Source organism: Peptoniphilus sp. Marseille-Q6390 (assembly GCF_965119475.1).
In genome coordinates this window covers 1,091,365-1,112,564 of sequence record NZ_CBCPLS010000001.1, presented here as the reverse complement: position 1 = coordinate 1,112,564, position 21,200 = coordinate 1,091,365, and the positions used below count along the sequence as shown (strand labels likewise).

Annotated in this window: 21 protein-coding genes; 9 read left to right on the top strand and 12 right to left on the bottom strand. The window is 35.1% G+C overall.

Annotation, left to right across the window (positions count from 1 at the left end; genetic code table 11):
- The first annotated feature begins 2 nt into the window (after nucleotides 1–2).
- Entirely contained in the window at nucleotides 3–641 is a 639-nt protein-coding gene (locus ACWPVO_RS05365) for an aspartate/glutamate racemase family protein (RefSeq protein WP_454207050.1), read from the top strand.
- A 316-nt stretch (nucleotides 642–957) separates the two neighbouring features.
- Here the strand turns inward: ACWPVO_RS05365 and abc-f are convergent, their stop codons facing one another.
- Nucleotides 958–2,844 (bottom strand): ribosomal protection-like ABC-F family protein, encoded by a 1,887-nt coding sequence (gene abc-f, locus ACWPVO_RS05360; protein WP_454207048.1) that lies wholly within the window; start codon nucleotides 2,842–2,844, stop codon nucleotides 958–960.
- Between the two features lie 103 nt (nucleotides 2,845–2,947).
- Here abc-f and ACWPVO_RS05355 point away from each other — a divergent pair, with 103 nt between their 5' ends.
- Nucleotides 2,948–3,121, top strand: a complete 174-nt coding sequence (locus ACWPVO_RS05355) for a hypothetical protein (protein WP_454207046.1) — start codon at nucleotides 2,948–2,950, stop codon at nucleotides 3,119–3,121.
- Nucleotides 3,122–3,249: 128 nt separating this feature from the next.
- Here ACWPVO_RS05355 and ACWPVO_RS05350 read toward each other — a convergent pair whose 3' ends face one another.
- Nucleotides 3,250–3,996 carry an IclR family transcriptional regulator gene (locus ACWPVO_RS05350; RefSeq protein WP_454207044.1) on the bottom strand — a complete coding sequence of 249 codons (747 nt, stop codon included), beginning with the start codon at nucleotides 3,994–3,996 and terminating at the stop codon, nucleotides 3,250–3,252.
- Between the two features lie 438 nt (nucleotides 3,997–4,434).
- Between ACWPVO_RS05350 and ACWPVO_RS05345 the strand changes: the two genes are divergently transcribed.
- On the top strand, nucleotides 4,435–4,707 hold the full coding sequence (locus tag ACWPVO_RS05345; RefSeq protein ID WP_005955259.1) for an autorepressor SdpR family transcription factor: 273 nt from the start codon (nucleotides 4,435–4,437) through the stop codon (nucleotides 4,705–4,707).
- Nucleotides 4,697–5,338, top strand: coding sequence for an SdpI family protein (locus ACWPVO_RS05340; protein WP_454207042.1), 642 nt, complete (start codon nucleotides 4,697–4,699; stop codon nucleotides 5,336–5,338). Before ACWPVO_RS05345 ends, ACWPVO_RS05340 begins: the two co-directional genes overlap by 11 nt.
- A 68-nt stretch (nucleotides 5,339–5,406) precedes the next feature.
- On the opposite strand, the gene ACWPVO_RS05335 is transcribed toward ACWPVO_RS05340, so the two are convergent.
- Complete coding sequence (locus ACWPVO_RS05335; RefSeq protein WP_412446213.1) at nucleotides 5,407–6,336, bottom strand: LysR family transcriptional regulator; 930 nt, start codon at nucleotides 6,334–6,336, stop codon at nucleotides 5,407–5,409.
- A 219-nt stretch (nucleotides 6,337–6,555) separates the two neighbouring features.
- Between ACWPVO_RS05335 and ACWPVO_RS05330 the strand changes: the two genes are divergently transcribed.
- The 4 genes from ACWPVO_RS05330 to ACWPVO_RS05315 are packed head-to-tail and all read left to right on the top strand — an operon-like array spanning nucleotide 6,556 to nucleotide 10,174.
- Entirely contained in the window at nucleotides 6,556–7,407 is an 852-nt protein-coding gene (locus tag ACWPVO_RS05330) for a DUF6282 family protein (RefSeq protein ID WP_454207040.1), read from the top strand.
- A gap of 2 nt (nucleotides 7,408–7,409) precedes the next feature.
- A complete protein-coding gene (gene dctP / locus ACWPVO_RS05325; protein ID WP_454207038.1) occupies nucleotides 7,410–8,405 on the top strand; it encodes a TRAP transporter substrate-binding protein DctP in 996 nt (331 codons plus the stop codon).
- 15 nt (nucleotides 8,406–8,420) lie between these two features.
- Nucleotides 8,421–8,894, top strand: coding sequence for a TRAP transporter small permease (locus ACWPVO_RS05320; protein WP_060800519.1), 474 nt, complete (start codon nucleotides 8,421–8,423; stop codon nucleotides 8,892–8,894).
- A complete protein-coding gene (locus ACWPVO_RS05315; RefSeq protein WP_454207036.1) occupies nucleotides 8,891–10,174 on the top strand; it encodes a TRAP transporter large permease in 1,284 nt (427 codons plus the stop codon). Before ACWPVO_RS05320 ends, ACWPVO_RS05315 begins: the two co-directional genes overlap by 4 nt.
- Nucleotides 10,175–10,224: 50 nt before the next feature.
- Here the strand turns inward: ACWPVO_RS05315 and ACWPVO_RS05310 are convergent, their stop codons facing one another.
- The 8 genes from ACWPVO_RS05310 to ACWPVO_RS05275 form a co-directional block, all read right to left on the bottom strand.
- Entirely contained in the window at nucleotides 10,225–11,019 is a 795-nt protein-coding gene (locus ACWPVO_RS05310; protein WP_454207034.1) for a carbon-nitrogen hydrolase family protein, read from the bottom strand.
- A 7-nt stretch (nucleotides 11,020–11,026) separates the two neighbouring features.
- Nucleotides 11,027–11,902, bottom strand: a complete 876-nt coding sequence (locus ACWPVO_RS05305; RefSeq protein ID WP_412446216.1) for an undecaprenyl-diphosphate phosphatase — start codon at nucleotides 11,900–11,902, stop codon at nucleotides 11,027–11,029.
- Between the two features lie 101 nt (nucleotides 11,903–12,003).
- Complete coding sequence (gene dnaB / locus ACWPVO_RS05300) at nucleotides 12,004–13,365, bottom strand: replicative DNA helicase (RefSeq protein WP_060800522.1); 1,362 nt, start codon at nucleotides 13,363–13,365, stop codon at nucleotides 12,004–12,006.
- A 5-nt stretch (nucleotides 13,366–13,370) separates the two neighbouring features.
- Nucleotides 13,371–13,820, bottom strand: coding sequence for a 50S ribosomal protein L9 (rplI, locus tag ACWPVO_RS05295; RefSeq protein ID WP_005955268.1), 450 nt, complete (start codon nucleotides 13,818–13,820; stop codon nucleotides 13,371–13,373).
- Between the two features lies 1 nt (nucleotide 13,821).
- Nucleotides 13,822–15,819: a DHH family phosphoesterase gene (locus ACWPVO_RS05290; protein WP_454207032.1), complete on the bottom strand. Its 1,998-nt coding sequence runs from the start codon at nucleotides 15,817–15,819 to the stop codon at nucleotides 13,822–13,824.
- A gap of 11 nt (nucleotides 15,820–15,830) precedes the next feature.
- On the bottom strand, nucleotides 15,831–16,748 hold the full coding sequence (locus tag ACWPVO_RS05285) for a DUF2232 domain-containing protein (protein ID WP_454207030.1): 918 nt from the start codon (nucleotides 16,746–16,748) through the stop codon (nucleotides 15,831–15,833).
- A 125-nt stretch (nucleotides 16,749–16,873) separates the two neighbouring features.
- Nucleotides 16,874–17,716 (bottom strand): DegV family protein, encoded by an 843-nt coding sequence (locus ACWPVO_RS05280; RefSeq protein WP_454207028.1) that lies wholly within the window; start codon nucleotides 17,714–17,716, stop codon nucleotides 16,874–16,876.
- A 50-nt stretch (nucleotides 17,717–17,766) separates the two neighbouring features.
- Nucleotides 17,767–18,210 (bottom strand): MarR family winged helix-turn-helix transcriptional regulator, encoded by a 444-nt coding sequence (locus ACWPVO_RS05275; protein WP_005955132.1) that lies wholly within the window; start codon nucleotides 18,208–18,210, stop codon nucleotides 17,767–17,769.
- Nucleotides 18,211–18,564: 354 nt separating this feature from the next.
- Here ACWPVO_RS05275 and ACWPVO_RS05270 point away from each other — a divergent pair, with 354 nt between their 5' ends.
- On the top strand, nucleotides 18,565–19,032 hold the full coding sequence (locus ACWPVO_RS05270) for a radical SAM protein (RefSeq protein WP_454207026.1): 468 nt from the start codon (nucleotides 18,565–18,567) through the stop codon (nucleotides 19,030–19,032).
- Between the two features lie 511 nt (nucleotides 19,033–19,543).
- Here ACWPVO_RS05270 and ACWPVO_RS05265 read toward each other — a convergent pair.
- On the bottom strand, nucleotides 19,544–21,121 hold the full coding sequence (locus ACWPVO_RS05265) for an AbgT family transporter (protein ID WP_454207024.1): 1,578 nt from the start codon (nucleotides 21,119–21,121) through the stop codon (nucleotides 19,544–19,546).
- Nucleotides 21,122–21,200 lie beyond the last annotated feature (79 nt).

Genomic DNA, 21,200 nt, shown 5'->3' with positions numbered 1-21,200 from the left:
AGATGAAGGTTGGAGTATTCGCAGGGACCCATGAAGACACAAGGATGGGGGTAGACCTCTTAAGGGAGAGGGGATTTGAAACTTTGTCCTATCCAATTTCTGAAAACCCCAAGGACCAGTCCCTCCTTCAATACTATTCAAGGGAAGACTTGACAAGGCTCGTTGAAGAAAAAATTGTGGATGCAAAGGCTAAGGGGGCAGAGAAAATTTTTATATACTGCAACTCTCTTTCGGCATCCATTGACATCGACGACCTATCCCGTCGTCAGACAATACAAATAATCACTCCCTTGGACTTTTACAAGGAACTTGACTCTAAGTATAAGAAGTTGATTATCCTTGCAGCAAACTCAAAATCAGCCTACGGTGTTGATGCCCTTGTCTGTGAAAAAAACTTTAGGGACACAATTTCCCTTGGCATCCTAAGTCTTGTGGAAGAAATTGAAAAGAAGACTCAGCCAGAAGAAATCGTAAAGAAGCTGGACCTTAGAGACCTCTTTAACTTTTTTAATAAAATGGAATGCGTGCCAGATGGCATCGTCCTTGCCTGCACCCACTTTCCCTACATGAAAGAGGAATTTAAAAAATTAACAGACATAGAAATCCTAGACCCAGCCGAGGACATGATAAAAAGACTGTAAAGTTAATTAATCCACAAAAATTGAAATTCCGCACGAAAAAAAGAGCTTTTTCTTAGCTCTTTTCTTTTTTTACCCACAAAAGTGGATAAGTTTTATGAAATTGTGGATAAGATTGTATAATTTTTATAAAGTTATCTTAAATTTCTTGTAAAATTGCAAATTTTACTTGTTTTATGAGAATATTTTCAAAATGTGCATGAATTGTGCAGAACTTTTCAAGACAGATGTTCATATTCCTGTGGATAATGTGGATAAAGCTGGGGATAAAGTCTTTATCACAAGTAGGCTTGTGGAGAAAAACTTTATAATATTTTCATCAATCCTCAAGTTCCATCCATTTTCCATAAAGGTCTTCTAAAGTATTTGCAAGGCTTTCACGCTCTATTGATAAATCACTTGCTAGTTGATAATCGCTGTAAGTGTTAGAGTCTGCAAGTTTAGAGTCTATTGTGGATAACTTTTCTTCGATTGTTGAAATCTCTTTTTCAATTTTTTCTTTTTCCTTGCGAAGAGCCTTATTTTTTTTGCGTTCTTCTCTCTCTTCACGCTTTTCCTTTTCAATTTCTGTCCTTGACTTGTAGTCATCCTCAAGACCTTCCACCTCTGTGGTCTTTTCAAGATAATAATCGTAGTTGCCAAGGTAGGTGTTGATCCCAGACCCAGTCATTTCAAAAATTTTATCAACAGTCTTATTTAAAAAGTACCTGTCGTGGGATATGGATAGGACAGTTCCATCGTACTTTAAGAGGGCGTCTTCAAGGATTTCCTTGGAGTCGATGTCCAAGTGGTTTGTAGGTTCGTCAAGAACAAGAAAGTTTGCACCCTTTAGCATGATCTTTAAAAGTGACAGCCTTCCACGCTCTCCACCAGAAAGCTCGTCGATTGTCTTAAAGATGTCGTCGCCAACAAAGAGAAATTCTGCCAGGTATTTTCGAATTTGAAAGTGCTCAAGTTTTGGAAACTCGTCCCAAATTTCATCCATGACAGTATTGTCTAGGTTTAAGTTGTCAAGCTCTTGGTAGAAAAAGGCAACATCCACATTAGAACCAAGTTTAACTTCTCCAGAACTTGGAGGAGTTTCTCCGGCTATAATTTTAAAGAGGGTGGACTTGCCCACACCGTTGGGACCAATTAGCCCAATCTTGTCGTTTTTGTAGACAAAGGCATTAAGGTCTTTGAAGACTAAGTGGTCGCCAAAGGACTTTGAAAGGTCCTTGATCTCCAAGACGTCCTTGCCTGAAGTTTTCTTTGGCGTGAAGTGGAGATTGGTCTTCTTATTAGATGCCGGCATCTCAATCCTCTGCATCTTATCGAGCATCTTCTTACGGCTCTTGCCCTGTTTGATGAACCTGTCACGGCCAAGATTCATATACCTCTTTATAATCTCTTCCTGCCTCTTGATTTCCTTTTGCTGGTCCTCATATTGCCTCTTCAAGACTTCGAAGTCTTTCTTCCTCTGTCTCATGTAGGTATCGTAGTTGCCCTTGTAGGATTTGGTTTCCCCATTTTCCAAGAGGACGATCTTGGAGACAATGTTGTTTAAAAAGTACCTATCGTGAGAGATTATAATGACAGCCTTGTCAATGTCCTTTAAGTATTTTTCAAGCCAAGAGATTGCCCCAATGTCCAAGTGGTTGGTAGGCTCGTCAAGTAGGAGCAGGTCTGCCTCTTCAAGGAGGAGCATGGCTAGGGCCACACGAGACTTTTGTCCACCAGATAGGGTGGAGATGTCCTTGTCAAAGTCCTCTTCTGTGAATCCAAGACCAATTAGGGTTCCCCTTATCTTTGAATTATAAGAATAGCCATCCCTCTTGTGAAACTCATCTTGAAGCCTTTGATACTTCATGAGCTCTTCGTCGAGATTGTCAGGGTTGGCGGCAATTATGTGTTCTTGATTTCTCAAGTTTTTTTCAAGTTCTATTAGGTCAGCAAAGATTGAAAGGCAGTTGTCGTAAATGGACCCCTCAGTGTGAAGGCTAAGTTGTTGCTCTAGGTAACCCACCTTTAAATCTTTTTTCCTAAAAATTTCTCCTTCATCATAGGAGAGATTTTCTGTGATTATATTAAAAAGAGTGGACTTGCCACTTCCGTTGATTCCAATAAGGCCAATTTTATCCTTGTCCTCAACTATTAGGTTTCCAGCCCTAATAGTTTCTTCATCAATATAGGATTTTTTTATATTCGTTAAACTAAGTATTGGCATAATGACCTCCCAGATACATTTTAACAAATAAAGAAGCCCTTTAAAAGAAGCTAGACTTGTGAAGTAGCTTGGAAAGATTTCAATAATAAAATATGGTGAGCTTATGGGATCTTGCGACTTGATAAAAATTTGTGAGTTGATAAATAATTATGACTTGGTAAAAGTTTATGAGTTAATGAAAGTTTGTGAGTTGATAGGAATTTGTGACATGATAAAAGTCCACGAGTTGATAAAAATTAATGACTTGATAAGAATTTATGAGTCGATAAAAAATTAGGAGCTTATAAAAGCTTATAACTTGATAAATCTTTGTAGCTTAATAAGACTTTATAAGTTAATTAAAATTAAATTCAAAAAAATAAAAAGTCCAAAAAAAAACTCTACTGTAAAAAGTAGAGTTAATAATCAATCTGAATAGCCCAAATTTTTAGAAAATTCAATACCAGCATTTTTCACTGCCTTAATATATTCTTTTTTAGAAGCCTCGTTGATCCTTTCCTTAGGAATGACAACTCCAATAGCTCCCACAAGTTGGTCCTTGTAGTTAAAGACAGGGGCTCCAATTCCAATAACTGAATCAATGTATTCTGAATCAGATACAGAAATTTTATTGCTTCTTATTTGCAATAAATCATGCCTCAGAGCTTCCTTGTCAACAGGTGCATCAAGGTAGTCGGAAAGGTCCTTTTTTAAGTAGTAGTTTATATAATCATCAGATTGAAAGGCCAAGATAGTCTTTCTTATGGCTCCCTTGTGGAGGTCAATTTCTATTCCAAAATTTTCAACAATCTTTAGGGAGTGCTTGCCTTCAGCCTTGGAAAGCATGAGGCCCTTGTCGCCAGACTTTATGACAAAATAAGAGTCCTCATTAGTCATGTCAGACAAGTTTTCAAGGACTGCCTTGCCAACAGCTTGTGGATCAAGCTTTGAGGATGCCTTAATGCCTAGGGGTATTAGGGCAGGTCCCAGACCATAGAGATGGGTCCTTTCGTCCTTGGACACATATCCAACCCCAATTAGGGTGGAGAGAATTCTGTGGGCAGTGCTTGGGGGTATATTTAAAAATTCAGAAATTTCTGCAATTGTAAGCTCTCTATTTTCACTTTTTAAGATGTCTAAAACATTAGCTGCCTTGACTAAACTTTGAATCATAATTTCACCTTCTAAACTTTATTATACCACATACTGGAAACTATTTCATTCTTAGAAATTAATGTGCCATAAGTTAATCTAATCGTAAGGAAAGAGAAGAGTCTTTTTATTATTTTAAGTTAAATTTATATTTTTTGTTTAAAAAGTTAATTAAAGTTAAATTTTTGATTTTTTGTGGAAGAGAATATTTTTTATTATGTAAGAAGGTATTTGTTGATTTATAAATTCTAAAATTTTAGAAGCTAATGAGCTTTAAAAATTGAAAGTAAGTGATTCGCAAAAATAAAATTCTCAGAAAGGAGAAAGTCGTGGATAATAAAAATAAGAACTATTTAGATAAATTTCAAAATAGTCTTGACATGGAAAATAAATTTTATATAATTAAATTAACCATTTAGATAATTATCAAAATAGAATTAAAGGAAGGGAAGTGGTCCAGTGTTTTCTGATACCTTTAAGGCCTTGTCAGACCCCGTTAGGCTAGAGATTTTAAATATGCTTAGGTCGGGCAGGATGAATGCTGGAGAAATTGCTGACAAGTTTAACCTAACCAAGGCGACGATCTCCCATCACCTAAAGATTTTAAAAGACCAAGACCTAATTTACGAAGAAAAAGAAAAAAACTTTATTTACTACGAACTCAACACTTCAGTTTTCGAAGAAATACTTACATGGATTGTGAAATTCAAAGGAGGTCCAGATGAAAAATAAATTTAAACTAAGAAAAGATTCAATAATTTCCATAATCGCATCAATTTTACTTGTAATAATTTTTAATCTCTTGTTTTACCACAAGATGCCAGCAGAACTTCCAACTCACTGGAATTTCCAAGGAGAAGCCGATGACTATAGCTCAAAGTTTCATGCTATGGTAGTAATTCAAGGCTTTCTTGTACTTATGAATGCCTTCCTCTGCTTTATGCTAGACAGTGACCCAAAAAATAAGAAACAATTTAACCTTGTAATGACAATAAGTAAGCTTTCCATGCCCGCAATAATGCTTTTGATTTATATAATAACAGTTATGGCAGGATTTGGAAGAGAGGTAAAGGTGTCAACGATACTTCCAATTTTTATTGGTCTTCTATTTATCGCCATTGGAAACTACCTTCCAAAGATAAAGAGGAACTACACTATGGGGATAAAGCTACCATGGACTCTTAACAGCGACGAGAACTGGCGAAGGACTCATAGACTTGGTGGAATTTGCTTTGTAATAATTGGACTTTGTCTAATCCTTTCAGTATTTTTAAAAAGTGAAATTGTCTTTTTAGTTCCACTTATACTTGGTGGAATAATTCCAGCAATTTACTCTTACTATCTATACACAAAGGGAATTTAAAAAAGCCTTGGTTGACTTCCAAGGAATTAAAAAAACTCTTGCATGTAATTTTGCAAGAGTTTCTTTTTTTATATAGTATTTTTTGAGAACTCTATCAATTCTTCTTTTAAAAGTTTAATAAAAGCCTTTAAATAAAGAGGTTTTTCTAGATAAGGATTTGATACTATATCGACACGGAGAGGATAATTAAAGTCTTTTATTGGGAAAAAATAAATCTCATCATTTTGTAAAAAATTGTTTGCAAGCATTTTTGGAACAATAGCAGATGTAACATTATTTAAGCAAAGATCAATTTGTACATCGCACTCACTAGTGTGACATACAACGTTATTTAATTCTATTCCGTGAGTTATTAAGTGTTGCTGTAATATTCTATTTAAAGCACCGGTTTCATTATAAAAAGTCATAGGTATATTTTCAAAATACTTTAAATCAGCCCCTCTTTTAAAACTTTTCAATTCATATTGTGAAAAATATTTTAAAAACATTTTTTTATTTATAACTAAATATAAGTAATCTTCGCATACATGTTCAATTTTAAGATTTAAATTCAGGCTAGTATTTATTCCTAAAAAGAGATCTAATTTATTATGTAATAAATTTTTTTCGAGAATCTTTGTATCTCCACTAAAAAATGAAATTTCAACATTTGGAAAAAGTTCATGGTATCTTTTAAGTAGCTGTGGTATGAGTAGTTTTGATCTTGTTGTACTCATCCCAACGGAAAAAGAGCCCTTCCTTTCATTAGAAAAATCAGAAATACTTTTTATAAGGTTTTTTTCTATCATATCTATATTATTTAAAGAGTTAAATACGAGTTCACCAGCAGGAGTTAGATGCATATAAGGGCTTCTGTGAAACAATTCAGTGCCGTACTCATCTTCGATTCTTTTAATATGATCGCTAACGCACTGTTGAGTTACAAATGCTCTTTTTGCAGCTTTACTTATACTTAGAGTTTCTGCAACTAACAAAAAAATTTTTTGATTTTGAGTCATTAACACACCTCACAATAAAAAACTTGATTAAATTCACAAACAACAAACATTATATTGAAAAAATACATAAAAATAAAATATGATGATTTGCCTATCAACATTATATCAAGATAAAGCAAGATAACACAAGTTAAATATTGTTGATTTTAAAAATATACTTGTTTTATTTTTATGAAAAGGTTTGCTAAAGTTAGTGTTGAATAAAGGAGTGATAATTATATGAAAAACACAATAAATAGCCTTATTGAGGGGTCTTTTGATTTGCATGTGCATTCAGCTCCTTCTCATGTTAAAAGGTCCATTGATGATATTGATTTGATAAAAAAAGCTAGCACATATAAAATGGCAGGAGTTTTGATTAAAAATCATTATGAACCAACAAGTGGTAGAGCGGAACTGATAAACAAGCATTTTGATTTTTACACAAAAGCATACGGAGGTATTGTTCTAAATAGTACAGTGGGTGGAATTAATCCTTATGCATGCGAAAGTGCATTAAAAATGGGAGCCAGAATCGTTTGGTTACCAACTAGAGATGCAGAAAACTCACTTAAATATGGGAATATGAAGGGTGATTTTTTTAACAGAGAAGGCATCTCAGTTATTGATGATAAAGGTAACCTAATAAAAGCTTTAAAAGATGTTATTGAAGTGGTTAAAAAATATGATGCAACATTAGCTACAGGTCATATCAGTCTAGAAGAGAGTTTAAAAGTATGTGATTACGCAATTAAGAAAAATATAAAAGTGGTTTTAACTCATCCGGATTGGAATAGAACTAAGATTCCTACAGATATTCAAGTTACTTTAGGTAAAAAAGGAGTTTTTATTGAAAAAGTATGGGCAAACTTTGATGATGGAGATTGTGATGAGGAAGAGTTTTTAGGCGTTATGAATAAATTAAATTTTAATAATGTATTCATAACTACGGATAGAGGATATTATACAAAAAAACCGCCGTTTGAATCATTAGTTGACTGCATAGAATTTTTAATTAATAAAGGAGTTGATTGCAAGAATATAGAAAAGATGTTAAAGAAAACACCAAAGATTATTGTGGAAGGAGTATGAAAATGAAAAAAATAATGAAAGTGTTTTTAATACTAATTTGTGTTTTTATGTTAGTGGGATGTTCAAAAAAAGATAATGGGAAAAAAGTATTTCAAATTGGTTTTACAACGGCTCCTGTCGAAAATGATCCATATTATATATTTGCAAAAACTTTTTCAGACATAGTAAAAGAAAGAACAAATGGAAAAATTGTCATTGATATTAAAGGATCAGGACAATTAGGGCAAGAAGGAGAAATGTTTACAGGAATGCAAATAGGTACAACTGATATGGCAATAATGACTAACGCTTATATAAGTGGATATATACCACAAGCAGGACTTTTTGATTTGCCTTTTATTTTTAAAGATAGTAAGGAGGCTTCTAAAGTTTTGAATGGAAAACTTGGAAATGATATTTTAAAAGGATATGAAGAATATGGTATAGAAGGTCTTGCTTATGGTGAAGGGGGATTTAGACATCTTGTAACTTTAAAAAATGAAGTAAAAAAACCGGAAGATTTTCATGGATTAAAAATCAGATGTATGGAGACAGATACATATATAGCGACATATCAAGAACTCGGAACAAATGCTGTTCCAATGGCTTGGTCAGAAACTATAACAGGTTTACAACAGGGTACTATTGATGGGTTGGATATACCAGTCAGTGTAATTTACACAAATGGATTTGCTGATATTGCAAAGTATTTAAACATGACAGGACACTTTTATTCGCCTCTAATTCTTTGTGTATCAAAAAACATTTATGACAAATTGGATTCTGAAGAACAAAAAATCTTAAAAGAAGCTGCTATTGAGGCAGGTGAAGCTACAAGAAAAAATAACGCAAGTTTAGAACCAAAAATGCTTGATGAAATGGAAGAAAAAGGTATGACTATTGTAAGAGATGTTGATAAAGAAGCTTTTCAAAAAGCTTTTGAGGACTTTTATGATAAGAGAGCAGAAGGAATAGGTAAAGAATATTTAGATCAATTAAGGAAAGAGCTTAATTTCTAAGAAAAGGAGAGAATTATGGAAAAAGCATATAACATTGTGACAAAATTTTTAAAGTTTGCAATAGTAGTTGTGTTTAGTATTCTGGTCGCATCTTGTGTTCTACAAGTATTTACTAGATTTGTTCTTAATTCTTCTTTATCTTGGACAGAAGAATTAGCAAGATACACATTCATTTGGGCCAATATGCTTGGGGCAATTTTATGTACGAAGAACAAGAGTAATGCTACAGTAAGTGTAATAACAGATAACATAAGCCACGAGAATCAAATTGTATTAAGAAAAATAGTTAACATACTATCTATATTAATAGGATTTATACTTTTGTTTTACGGAACTAAAGTTGCATGGGCAGTAAGAACTCAGTTAAGCCCTGCCCTTAGAATAAGCATGAGTTTTGTTTATGGTGCAGCACCTATTTTTGGAGCATTATTAATTTTTTATTGTGTGTACGATTTATGTTCTGCAAAAACTAATGAGGTGATTAAATGATTGGTATAATGTTTATTGTAATGTTCGCTTTGATTTTTATTGGGCTTCCGGTATACTTATCAATTTTAGGATCAGGGGCTATGTTCTTAATAGTAACTGGAATAAAACCACTTTTATTAGTAAGTCAAAGAATGACAACAGGGCTAGACTCTTTCCCGCTATTAGCAATTCCACTTTTTGTATTAGTTGGAGAATTAATGGATAGAGGAGGTATTTCGAAGAGAATGATTAACTGGGCAGATGCATTAATGGGCTGGGTTCCAGGTGGTCTCGGAGTTGTAACAATTGTATCTTGTGCTATATTTGCAGCTTTAACAGGCTCTGGTCCGGCAACGGTTGCTGCTATTGGTTCAATAATGATACCATCATTAACTAATACTGGATATGATAAAAAATCAGCGGCAGGTATGGTTGCAGCTGGCGGAGCTTTAGGACCAATAATACCACCAAGTATTCCAATGATTATATATGGAGTAACTATGGGATTATCTATACCAAAAATGTTTATAGCTGGTATTCTTCCTGGATTAGTTATGATGCTACTTTTAACATTAGTTAATTTCTTTCTTATAAAAAACAAGCCAGATATATTAAAAAATAGAGAAAAATTTAGCTTGAAAAGACTATTGACAAGTACATGGTCGGCACTAGGTGCATTATTATTGCCGATTATAATATTAGGTGGAATTTATTCAGGAGTATTTACACCAACTGAAGCTGCTGCAGTAGGAGTTGTTTATGCACTATTACTAGGCTTTTTTATTTATCGAGAAATAAAAATAAAAGATTTGCCAGATGCATTACTAAAAGCTATGGAAACGGCAGCGATGGTTGGAATAATAATGGGTGCAGCTAATTTACTATCATGGATAATGTCAGTTAATAATTTTGGAGACATGGTAACTAATGCTTTAGGCTCATTCATAACTACTAAATATTCATATTTGATTATCTTAATGATATTATTATTCTTTGTTGGAGCATTGATGGATACTGTAGCTGCTATAATAATATTAGCACCAGTACTAGTTCCTTTTGGTATTGAACTTGGAATAGATCCTCTTCACTTAGGAATGATATTTGTAATTAATTTGGTAATAGGGTATGTTACACCACCTTTTGGTTATAATTTATTTACAGCACAATCAATAACTGGATTAAGATTCAATGACATTGTTAAAGGTGTAATGCCATTCTTGATAATTGAACTTATATCAGTACTATTATTTGCTTTTGTTCCAAGTATTATAACATTTGTACCAAATATGTTAGGGTTATAACTTAAAATAATACTAAAAACCACTTAATTTTAAATTAAGTGGTTTTCTAATTATAACTTCCTATTTTTTCTTGATACTTCTAGGGGAAGTTTTTCTCTCTCCCTCTTCACCTTATTAGCTTCTAGTTTTAAGACTGCGTAGTTTTTATTTTCGCCAAGGTCCACTTCTATCTTGCCACTTGGGTCAACTATAAGTGAGTGGGCGTAGGCGTTCTTTGACAAGTCATGGTCTCTTGCTATGGCAGGAGAGACCAGATAACATTGGGTGTCAACTGCACGGGCCCTATTGAGAAGGTGGAAGTGAACTTCCCCAGTCTTCTTCATGAAGGTTGATGGGACGAAGATGACTTCTGCTCCATAGTCACGAAAAGTTTGGAAGAGCTCTGGAAACCTCAAGTCAAAACAAATGGCAAGGCCAAAAGTTCCGTATTCTGTTTCAAAAACTCCAAGGGACTTGCCGCCAGAAATTGTGTCTGACTCCTTGTAGCCTTCGATGTCGAATAGGTTGATCTTGGAATACCTATAGATTTCTCTGCCAGACTTGTCAAAGACATAGGACCTGTTGTAAATCTTGTCGCCAGACTTAATTGGTATTGAGCCGCCAATCAAGTAGACTCTATTTTCTTTTGCCACCTGGCTCATCTTCTCATAAGTTTCCCCAAAGTCCTCTTCAGCAAATTTTGTGAAATAAGAATTTTGGTAGGGACAGTTCCACATTTCAGGAAGACAAACCACATCAGCTCCTTCTTTTTTTACAAGAGCTACATATTCTTCCATTGTCTTTAAATTTTCTTTTTTATCGCCCTTAGCAGGCAGCTGAATTATTCCAACCTTAAAATCTTTCATAGTCACCTCAAATTATATTGAAGAAGCCAAGGCATAGGACTACTAAGCCAAGGACAATTCTATAGTATCCAAAGGGGATGAAGTCGTGTTCACGAACATAGCCCAAGAATTTTTTAATTACAACAAGAGCAACGATGTAGGAGATTATACCTCCAAGAAGGATCAAGAACCATTGCCATAGGCTAAAGGAAAAGCCAATTTTTAAAATCTTTAGGGCAGTTGCACCAAGCATTGTTGGGACTGCGAGATAAAAGGAAAATTTAGCAGAGCTTGTTCTCGAGCAGCCAAGTAGCATGGCCCCAATAATTGTCGCTGCTGAACGAGATGTGCCTGGCACCATGGCAAGGCATTGGAAAAAACCAATGAAGAGGGCAGTCTTAAGTCCAATGTCATCTAGAGTTTCGTACTTAAAGTCCTTATCCTTATTATTTTTTTCCATAAATATAATTACTATCCCGTAAAAGATAAGTGCGATAGCAACTGTTATGGGATTAAAGAGATGGGCATCGATAAAGTCATCTAAGAGGAAGCCAAAGAAGGCTGCTGGCAAGAAGCCAACAATAATCTTTGCGATTAGTCTCATTGTCTCAAGGTCTCTGTACTTAAATTTTTCCTTAAGACTTAGTTCATTGTACTTTTCTTCTCCAAGAACTGCTACTAACTTGCCCTTGGCAATGGGATTGATGTCGTAGAAGTAGAGATAAACTACTGCTAGGATGGCACCAAGTTGGATTATGACGCTAAAGGCATTGGAAAAGGCCTTAGGCTCAAGTTTTATAAAGCTGTCAGCTATTATAAGATGACCTGTTGATGATACAGGCAAAAATTCTGTAAGTCCCTCGATGATACCGAGGAAGATTACTTTTATTAAATCTAAAATCATATTAACCTCCAATATTTTTTCAAAGCATATTATAACATTTGTCGCAAAAAAAATAAAAGACTCTGGCTTTCACAAGAGTCTTTAAAAATTTTATTTACTTATCAATCGTTTCTCTGCAAGTTCAAGAATTTTGTAAATTCCTTCTTAAACATTAACTCAACAGTTCCCGTAGGACCATTCCTGTGCTTGGCGATAATAACTTCACCAACATTTGGTTTTTCTGATTCTTCCTTAGTGTAATACTCGTCTCTGTAGAGGAACATTACAATGTCGGCGTCTTGTTCTATGGCACCAGACTCACGAAGGTCAGATAGGATTGGTCTGTGGTCAGTCCTAAGTTCTGGAGCACGAGAAAGTTGTGAAAGGGCAATGACAGGAACTTCTAATTCCTTGGCAATGGCCTTGAGGTTTCTCGATATGGCAGAAATTTCTTGCTGCCTTGACTCAGACCTTGATGACATCTGCATAAGTTGTAAGTAGTCAATTACAATTAGATCAAGTCCCTTTTCCACCTTCATCCTTCGGCACTTGGCCTTGAGTTCAAGTGGAGAGATCCCAGCTGTGTCGTCAATTTCCATTTTTAAATTAGACACAATTGGCATAGTGTTAATTATCTTTGTCCACTCTTCTTCATTTAAGTTACCACTAATGACCTTTTGGAGGTCAACGTGGGAAGTGGATGAGATAATTCTCTGGAAGAGTTGGTTCTTACTCATTTCAAGAGAAAAGACTGCAACAGATGCACCACCTCTTAGGGCTGCATTAGTTGCAATGTTTACCATGAGGGCAGTCTTACCCATAGAAGGTCTAGCTGCCAACAAAATTAAATCAGACTTTTGAAGTCCGGAAATTTTTCTATCTAGGTCCACAAAACCAGTTGTAAGTCCCGTAAGGGCATTGGGGTTTTGGGCCTTCTTTTCCATTTCAGAGAAGGAGTCCAGGGCAATGTTTTTTATATTTACAAGGCCGTTCTTTGTGGAGTCCTGAGTTATGTCGAAGACAGATTTTTCTGCAAGCTCAATGATGAGGTCTGCCTGAGCATCAGGAGAATAGGCAGCAGAAATTACCTTGTCCGATGAATCAATTAGCTCCCTTAAGATTCCCTTCTCCTTGATAATCTTGCAGTAGTATTTGATATTTGAAACTGCAGTTACATTAGAAGATAGGTCTGCAAGGTAGGGGATACCACCAACAACTTCAAGGTCGTCGGTTTTTTTAAGTTCCTCTGCAATTGTGATTACATCGGCTGCTTCATTTCTGTTGTAAATATTTAAGATAGCAGTGTAAATTTTTCTGTGGGCTTCTTGGTAGAAGTCCTGGATATTTAATAGCTCAATGGATGTTGTGATGGCTTCCTTGGAGAGCATCATGGAACCAAGGGCTGACTCCTCTGCCTCCAAATTGTGGGGAGGCATCTTTAAATTTGAAACAGAATTAAAATTTAATTCTCCCTTTGCATCCATATCAATCAAGATTCCGGTCTAACATTTACTTTTAAAGTAGCAACAACGTCTGGGTAAAGCTTGATGTCAATATTTTTCATGCCAGCTTCCTTGATGTTTTCTCCAAGTTCGATTTTCTTCTTATCAACATCAATCTTGTGATCTTGTTTTAATTTTTTTGCAATGTCAGCAGAAGTGATGGCACCAAAAAGTCTTCCACCTTCTCCAGCCTTTGCCTTAATAGTTAAAGTGATTTCGCTAATTTTCTTCTTGATTTCATTAGCCTTAGCACGGTTTTCTTTTTCTAATTTTTCTTCTTCAAGCTTATTCTTCTTCCATGTTTCCATGTTTTCTGGAGTAGCTTCAATGGCAATACCTCTTGGTAGCAAGAAGTTTCTAGCATAGCCAGTCTTTGCGTTAACTATTTCGCCTTTTTTGCCTAGAGTTTTGTCGTCCTTAATTAAAATTACTTTCATATTATTCCTCGCTTTTATTATCAATTAAATATTCGTCAATTGCATTTATTAAAATCTTTTCAGCTTCGTCTAAGTCTGTTGTGTCAAGTTGAGCTCCTGCCATATTCAAGTGGCCGCCTCCACCAATTTTTTCTAGTATAAGTTGGACTGATACAACTTCTCCACGAGACCTGCCTGATATGTGGACCTTGCCATCATTTATTGTTAAGACAAAGGATGCGTCTATTCCGTTAATATCAAGTAGGGCATCAGCAGCTTGAGCTGCAACAAGTACAGAGTTGTTGGCTTCCTTGTCGAACCTAGAAACGGCAATGTTGTCATGGATCATCTTAGTGTTGTGAATTACTTCTGCCCTATAAACCATGGTATCCAAGTCGTCTTGGAAGAGGGCCTTTACCTTTAACATATTTGCCCCAGCTCTCTTTAAGATGGAAGCTGCTTCAAAGGTCCTTACACCAGTTTGGAAGGAGAAGTTCTTAGTGTCAACAACTATACCACTCATTAGGGCATCAGCCTCAAAGTGAGTTAAGTTTAAGTCGTTAGACATATAAGTTAGCATCTCAGTTATAAGTTCACAAGTTGAAGATGCATAGGGTTCCACATACTGGAGGACGGGATTGTCAACAAATTCCCTGCCCCTTCTGTGGTGGTCAATAACAACAATTTGGTTAGTTTTTTCTAAGAGGTCTGGACACTCTGTAAAGGATGGCTTGTGGTTGTCCACTATAATTAAAAGGGAAGAGTGCTTAATATTACTTAGTGCAGTTTCCCTAGAAATAAGTTTTTCGTAAGTTTCTGCTTCTTCTTCCTTCATCCTATCAATTAAATTGTCAATTGATGGGTTGGATTTTTCAAGGACAATAAAGCCTTCCTTATTTCTATTTAAGGTTGCACGAAGACATCCAATAGCTGCCCCGATGGCATCCATGTCAGGGTTTTTGTGGCCCATGATGTAGACATTTTCAGACCTGTCAATTAATTGTTTTAGGGCTTCACCAATTACCCTTGCCTTAACCTTATTTCTCTTTTCCATGGCCTTTGATTTTCCACCAAAGAATTCGTAGTTGTCATCAACTTTTACCACAGCCTGGTCGCCACCACGACCTAGTGCCAAGTCAAGAGAAGAGTCAGATTCTATATAGGCATCCTTGAAGTTAAGTCCAAAAGAAGAAACTCCAATGGAAAGTGTAATTGGAATTGAGTTCCCCTTGTTGAGGTCCCTTAGGTCATCTAAGATGTCAAATCTCTTTTCCTTAATTGCCCTTAGGGACTTAAAGTTCATAACGACAAGGTATAAGTCCTCGTCAGATTTTTTTACTAGGGCATCGTACTCTTCAAAGTATTGGGAAATTGTTGAGTCAATTTCTGCAATTAGAAGGGGTCTAATTTCTGATGGGGCAGAAGATATCGCTTCATCGAAGTTATCCACTTCAACCTTTGCCACTATGGCAAATTCATCTGTGTACTTGTCCTTTAAGTTTTGGTAGGCAGTATTGTCCACTAGATAAAATAGGACAGACTTGCCATCTCCCTTTTCAGACTTGTTTTTAACAATGTTGGTATAGATGTTAAAAAATCTTTTATTTACTTCAACAGGTATAGTTCTTTGACCCTCAGAGTTTAAAATATTTGAAATATCAATATCTCCAATTAGGTTTTCTAGGTCGCCCTCCAAGACATTACTTTCATTAAAAAGATTGATGAAGGGAGTGTTGTACCAAAGGATTTTTGCCTTTTCATCTGTAACAACTAGGGGAAAGGGCATGTCGAAGATTGCCTGCTTAGTAAGAGAATCAAATCTTTCATTTAAGTTTTCAAGGTTTTTTAAATTTTCTTCATTTTTTCTATTTATCTTGTTGTAGGCCAAGAAGGCTACATAGGCAAGGCCTAGGATTCCCAAAAGACCAAGGACTGGTCTTGTGAAGATTAAGGCCACAACAAGAATTATTCCAAAAATAAAAAATGGAAGAAAATCTTTAAGTTTATAATTATTTTTCATAGCATTCTCACTTATTTAATTTTTCTAAAGTTAACAATTTGATCAAGTCCACCAAGGATTATTAAAAGAATCTGTAGGCTTGATATAGTAAAGCTAAGCCCTATTAGGAGAAATTGTAAAAATCTCTTAACTCCAAATCTTGTCATGTAAAACTTGGCAAGGGCAAGGCCAGAAGCATAGAGCATAAAGAAGACTAAGTTCATTAGGTTAATCATAAAGACTTGACCTGTGGGTCCAAAGTAGTCACCAGTTAGTGAAAAGATGGCAAGACTCACAAGTGACAAGGCTATAATTTCCCTTGGGAACTTCAAGAATTCAAGAGAGGATGGTTGAATAATAAAAATCCCCCTTGCAAGAAGACTTCTTCCAGCCCATGTATAAGTAACATAGGAAGTCACAATAGATGTGATAATTAGGACAGATGGAAGAATTTGCAAGAATTTCTTGTAGTAGAGTTCTACATTCTCTGTGAAAATCGCCATAGTCCCTGAAGATAAAATATCTTCGCCTGCTAGGTTTTTGTAAAATTCTGTAATGGAATTTATAGTTTCCCTTGAATTTAGAACTTGGCTATTGATCCCAAAGGCAAAGAATAAAACCATTATTGATGTAAAAAATATTAAAGATGTCGCCAAGATAGTCATGGAGACAGACTTTTTTGTTGTAATCATGTAGTGAAAAATTAAGATGAAGGGGCCAAAGATTGTAAAGACAACTATGGCTTGGACTGGTCCCATAAAACCAGCAATTAAAAGTACAACGGCAAGAAGTGTTGCCATGACTTTTATAATTCCTTCCTTCACAGATTCAGCTACATACATAGAAGGAAACAAAATATATAGAAAGGGAAAAATCATTCCAACCATTGAAATGAAAATAGACCTTGTGAAGAGTCTAATGAGTCCCTTATAGTCAGTTTCTTTTTCCAATAAATCAACTCCTATCCACTCTATTTTACCATAGAATTATAATTAGATAAAGAATTCTAACTTTCACGAGTGCACCCATGAAAAATAAAAAAGTTCCTAAAGATTAGGAACTTTATAAGTTAAAATTATTTGCTGAAGTAGGACAAGAAGAGGGCGCCAGGACCTGTGTGTGTCCCAACAACGCTACCAATTTGTATAAACTCTGGTGAAGAAATTTTATCTTCCCAAAGGCTTTTTGTCTCTCTTAGGTATTTTTCAATTTTACTGCCGTCACGACCTGTGTAGCCAAGTTTGATTGGCATGTCAAAGTCAATTGACCCAGTCTTTTCTATCTCACTAATGAAAAGATTGTTGGCATTTTTTATTCCCTTGGCCTTGCCAACAGATGTAATTGCTCCATCCTTCATGGCAAGTAGGACCTTTACAGAGAAGAGGTTGCCAAGGAGGGCTGAAGTCTTTGAAATTCTTCCACCTCTTTCAAGGTATTCTAGGGTGTCAACTAATACAACTAATCTAAGTTTTTTCTTTGCTTCATCTAGTATATCCTTTATTTCTCTTGCAGACTTACCTTCCTTTACAAGTCTTAGTGCATATTCAACTAGAGCGCCTTCTGCGTTAGAAACATTTAAACTGTCTACTATAAAGATTTTATCTTCAAGACCTTCGCTTGCAAGCTTGGCACTTTGATAAGTTCCCGATAACTTTGAAGATAGGACAATAACAACTGCCTCGTCTCCCTTATCTATTACTTCCTTGTAGACATCCATAAAGGCCACAGGTGTTGGTTGACTTGTCATAGGAAACTCTTCCTTTTTCTCAAGTCTTTCATAAAATTCGTCCTTTGTAATATCAACTGAATCTAGGAAGTCTTCATCTCCAAAGGTAACGTGGAGGGGAACTACGATTAAGTCCTTTTTAATATTTTCTTCCACATCACAAGTTGATCCCACAATTATTTTTACTGCCATATATTTCCTCTCAATTATAAATCTATTTTATAAATTTGAATTCCATCAAATTAAAGTTTTTCTTCTGTCAAGTTTTCAATATTTTCTGAAAGGGCACCTAGGACTTCGTAAAAGATTTCCTTCTTGTCCCTTGAAATATTTTTGTTTGCAAGCTCAATGTATTCCATGGTCTTTTCGCTTATCTTGGAACCTATAAGCCTTCCCTTTTCTGTGAGATAAAAGCTGCCGCCGTAGTTGTTCTTCTTGTTAGACTTTTTTTCTACGATGCCAGACCTTATCATTTGGTTTAGGTTTCTCGACACGTCAGACTTGTCCTTGCCGCTTATCTTCACAAGCTCCTGGGAGTTAAGTTTGTCGTGGTCGTAGAGGGCCAGCATATAGATGAGCTGACTTGCGTTTAAGCCAAAGTCCTTCATGACTTGGCCTGCTAACTTCTGCCAGTTTTTTACAATATTAAAGACCTCACTGGAAAAGTAGTTGAATTTATCTAGCATAAGCACCTCACTAATTTAATGCAAGCTTAAGTATAATTAATACTTGTTGACCTGTCAACATTTATATCTTTGAAGATTTTTTATTAAAAATATGTGTTAAAATGTCATGAGAGATGAACTTCTTAAGGAGATGATTTTATCAATAGGTATTCAAAAATTACTAATAAGACAAAAAGAGAAATTGTCCTCTTAAAGGCAAGGCCATGTAAGTGGGGCAAGTGTACTTTTTGTGATTATATAGATGATAATGAGATAGACAATAAAAAGATAGACGAGATAAATCTTGAAGTTTTAAAAAATGTAACAGGAGAGTTTGGAGTCCTAGAAGTCATTGACTCTGCATCAGTTTTTGATTTGACAGACAAAAGTCTTGAGGCAATAAAAAAAGTTGTTGAAGAAAAAAATATAAAGAGATTATTTTTTGAAGCTCACTGGATTTATAGAAATAGATTAGATGAGATAAGAGATTTTTTTAAAGTTCCCATAACTTTTAAAACGGGAATAGAAACTTTTGACAATGACTTTAGAGAAAGAGTCCTAAGGAAGGGTGCAGACTTTAAAGACTATAGAGAAGTCCAAAAATATTTTGACTCTCCCTGTGTCATGGTGGGCATAAAGGGTCAGACAAGAGAAATGATTGATAAAGATATGGAAATTATAAAAAACTTTTCTCATGCGACAGTAAATATTTTTATGAACAACTCAACAGAAATAAAAAGAGACGATGAACTTGTTAAGTGGTTTGTAGAAAAATATAGGTATCTTGAAGATGATCCAAGAGTTGATATTTTATTTGAAATAACAGATTTTGGTGTGGGCTAAAAAATACGCTGTAGATAAACAGCGCCTTTTTTCATTCATACTTCTTAAATTTTAATATTTTATAAATAGTTAAAATAGATAAGGAACTAAGAAAAATAAAAATATGATTTTGTGGTGATTCAGATGCCATTGGAGAAATAAAATCCTCTATAAAGAAATCTATCAAAACTAAAATAATATAAATTATAGCAAGACATTTTATATGGTTACTAAACTTAAAACTATAAATTTTTTCAAAAAAGCTTAAAATAACTAAGCTTAAAACACTATATATCAAGACGGCTATTTTATTTATTGGATAAAAATAGTTTGCAAAGGAAAGTGCTATAAAGACGAATAGATATAAGATGTGTAAGTCTTTATTTTTTAAAAAATCCATCATAAATCCCTTTCAATTAAGATAGTATTATTTTAACAAAAAATAAGGATTTGTGATTTGAAAATTAAAATTTATAGCATAAAAATACCCGATGGAAGATCCACCGGGTTTATTATTTGAGAATATTTTATTTTAGATAAATAACATTGAAACCATATCTTGAACGTGAAGTGGTGCTTCAGGTCCAACAGGGATTCCAATTAGATACCAAACTATCATTAGGACTGTCCATCCAACTAGGAAGAACATAGAGTATGGAAGCATCATTGATGTAAGAGTTCCAAGTCCAGAATCTTCGTCATACTTTTGCATGAATACAACTATCATTGCGAAGTAAGACATAAGTGGTGTGATGATGTTTGTTGAAGAGTCACCAATTCTATATGCAACTTGTGTAAGTGCAGGTGAAAGGCCAAGGTTGTACATCATTGGTACAAAGATTGGAGCCATGATTGCCCATTTTGCTGAAGCTGATCCCATGAATAGGTTAAGGAAGGCTGATAGCAAGATGAACATTATTAGAAGTGGTAGTCCCTTTAGTCCAATTGATTCTAAGAAATCTGCCCCGTTTTTTGCAAGGATAAGACCAAGGTTTGTTTGGTTGAAGTATTTTACAAATTGCGCTGCAAAGAATGCAAGAACAAGGTATCCGCCCATGCCCTTCATTGCCTTTGTCATTGCGTCAACAAGGTCGTGTGAATTTTTAATAGTTCCAACAGTTTTACCATAAGCAATACCAGGAATCATAAATAATAGTAGCATTGCAGGGATAAGTCCGTGACCTAAGAAAAATTTAAGAGTCTTAATATCTTTTCCATCTTCTAGAGCTCTAAATGGAGCATTTGCTGGGAACATTAAGAATGCCATAACTACAACAAAGATTATTACAGCTATAAGAGCATTTCTAAGACCCTTCTTTTCCACATCTGTAAGTGGACTTTCGTCAGCCTTGTAAGATCCGTGATATTCTCCTAAGTTCTTTTCAACTATTCTATTAGTTACAAAAGTACCAATTATTGTGATTAAGAAAGTTGATACAAATAGGAAGTACCAGTTACAAGTAGCGGCAAGAGTCATGTCAATACCACCAGCTTTTAAAGCTTCGTTTGTGATATTTGTAAGTAATGGGTCAGTTGTACCAAGTAGTAAGTTTGCAGAGAAACCACCACTAACTCCTGCAAAGGCAGCTGCTATACCAGCAAGTGGATGACGACCTGCATTTGCAAATATAAGTGCTCCGAGTGGTACTACTACAAGATAACCAGCATCAGATGCAATATTTGACATTACACCAGCGAAAACAACTGTAGCTGATAGAAGTGTAGGGTTTACATTAGATAGAAGTCTTTTTAAAGTTGCATTAAAAAGTCCACTGTTTTCAGCAACACCAACACCAAGCATAGCTACAAGTACTGTTCCCAATGGAGCAAAACTTGTGAAGTTTTCTGTTGCAGAGTTAAAGATGTAAGCTAGACCCTCCCAGTTAAGTAGAGAAACTGCTTCCTTAGTAACTTCTTCTCCGGCCTTGGCATCAAAGTATGTTACACTTAGTCCTGCTTTTGCAGCGAAGTAAGATATAATGATTACGATTGCACTAAGTATAGCAAAAATCATGGCAGGATGTGGTAATCCGTTACCAATTCTTTCTACAGCCTTCAGAAAGCCGCCAACGTCATTTTGATCTCTGACTTTTTTGTTTTGTTCTTTCATAAATTCCTCCTTTAATGAAAATAATATCCTCATAATTTAATACTATATTATCTATGATATACTTGCAAGAAATATTTGA

What these genes read in the sequence shown, in the direction of transcription:
- ACWPVO_RS05365 (WP_454207050.1), top strand. Translation starts at nt 3, where the DNA reads ATGAAGGTTGGAGTATTCGCAGGGACCCATGAAGACACAAGGATGGGG.
- abc-f (WP_454207048.1), bottom strand. Translation starts at nt 2,844, where the DNA reads ATGCCAATACTTAGTTTAACGAATATAAAAAAATCCTATATTGATGAA.
- ACWPVO_RS05355 (WP_454207046.1), top strand. Translation starts at nt 2,948, where the DNA reads ATGGGATCTTGCGACTTGATAAAAATTTGTGAGTTGATAAATAATTAT.
- ACWPVO_RS05350 (WP_454207044.1), bottom strand. Translation starts at nt 3,996, where the DNA reads ATGATTCAAAGTTTAGTCAAGGCAGCTAATGTTTTAGACATCTTAAAA.
- ACWPVO_RS05340 (WP_454207042.1), top strand. Translation starts at nt 4,697, where the DNA reads ATGAAAAATAAATTTAAACTAAGAAAAGATTCAATAATTTCCATAATC.
- ACWPVO_RS05335 (WP_412446213.1), bottom strand. Translation starts at nt 6,336, where the DNA reads ATGACTCAAAATCAAAAAATTTTTTTGTTAGTTGCAGAAACTCTAAGT.
- ACWPVO_RS05330 (WP_454207040.1), top strand. Translation starts at nt 6,556, where the DNA reads ATGAAAAACACAATAAATAGCCTTATTGAGGGGTCTTTTGATTTGCAT.
- dctP (WP_454207038.1), top strand. Translation starts at nt 7,410, where the DNA reads ATGAAAAAAATAATGAAAGTGTTTTTAATACTAATTTGTGTTTTTATG.
- ACWPVO_RS05320 (WP_060800519.1), top strand. Translation starts at nt 8,421, where the DNA reads ATGGAAAAAGCATATAACATTGTGACAAAATTTTTAAAGTTTGCAATA.
- ACWPVO_RS05315 (WP_454207036.1), top strand. Translation starts at nt 8,891, where the DNA reads ATGATTGGTATAATGTTTATTGTAATGTTCGCTTTGATTTTTATTGGG.
- ACWPVO_RS05310 (WP_454207034.1), bottom strand. Translation starts at nt 11,019, where the DNA reads ATGAAAGATTTTAAGGTTGGAATAATTCAGCTGCCTGCTAAGGGCGAT.
- ACWPVO_RS05305 (WP_412446216.1), bottom strand. Translation starts at nt 11,902, where the DNA reads ATGATTTTAGATTTAATAAAAGTAATCTTCCTCGGTATCATCGAGGGA.
- dnaB (WP_060800522.1), bottom strand. Translation starts at nt 13,365, where the DNA reads ATGGATGCAAAGGGAGAATTAAATTTTAATTCTGTTTCAAATTTAAAG.
- rplI (WP_005955268.1), bottom strand. Translation starts at nt 13,820, where the DNA reads ATGAAAGTAATTTTAATTAAGGACGACAAAACTCTAGGCAAAAAAGGC.
- ACWPVO_RS05290 (WP_454207032.1), bottom strand. Translation starts at nt 15,819, where the DNA reads ATGAAAAATAATTATAAACTTAAAGATTTTCTTCCATTTTTTATTTTT.
- ACWPVO_RS05280 (WP_454207028.1), bottom strand. Translation starts at nt 17,716, where the DNA reads ATGGCAGTAAAAATAATTGTGGGATCAACTTGTGATGTGGAAGAAAAT.
- ACWPVO_RS05275 (WP_005955132.1), bottom strand. Translation starts at nt 18,210, where the DNA reads ATGCTAGATAAATTCAACTACTTTTCCAGTGAGGTCTTTAATATTGTA.
- ACWPVO_RS05265 (WP_454207024.1), bottom strand. Translation starts at nt 21,121, where the DNA reads ATGAAAGAACAAAACAAAAAAGTCAGAGATCAAAATGACGTTGGCGGC.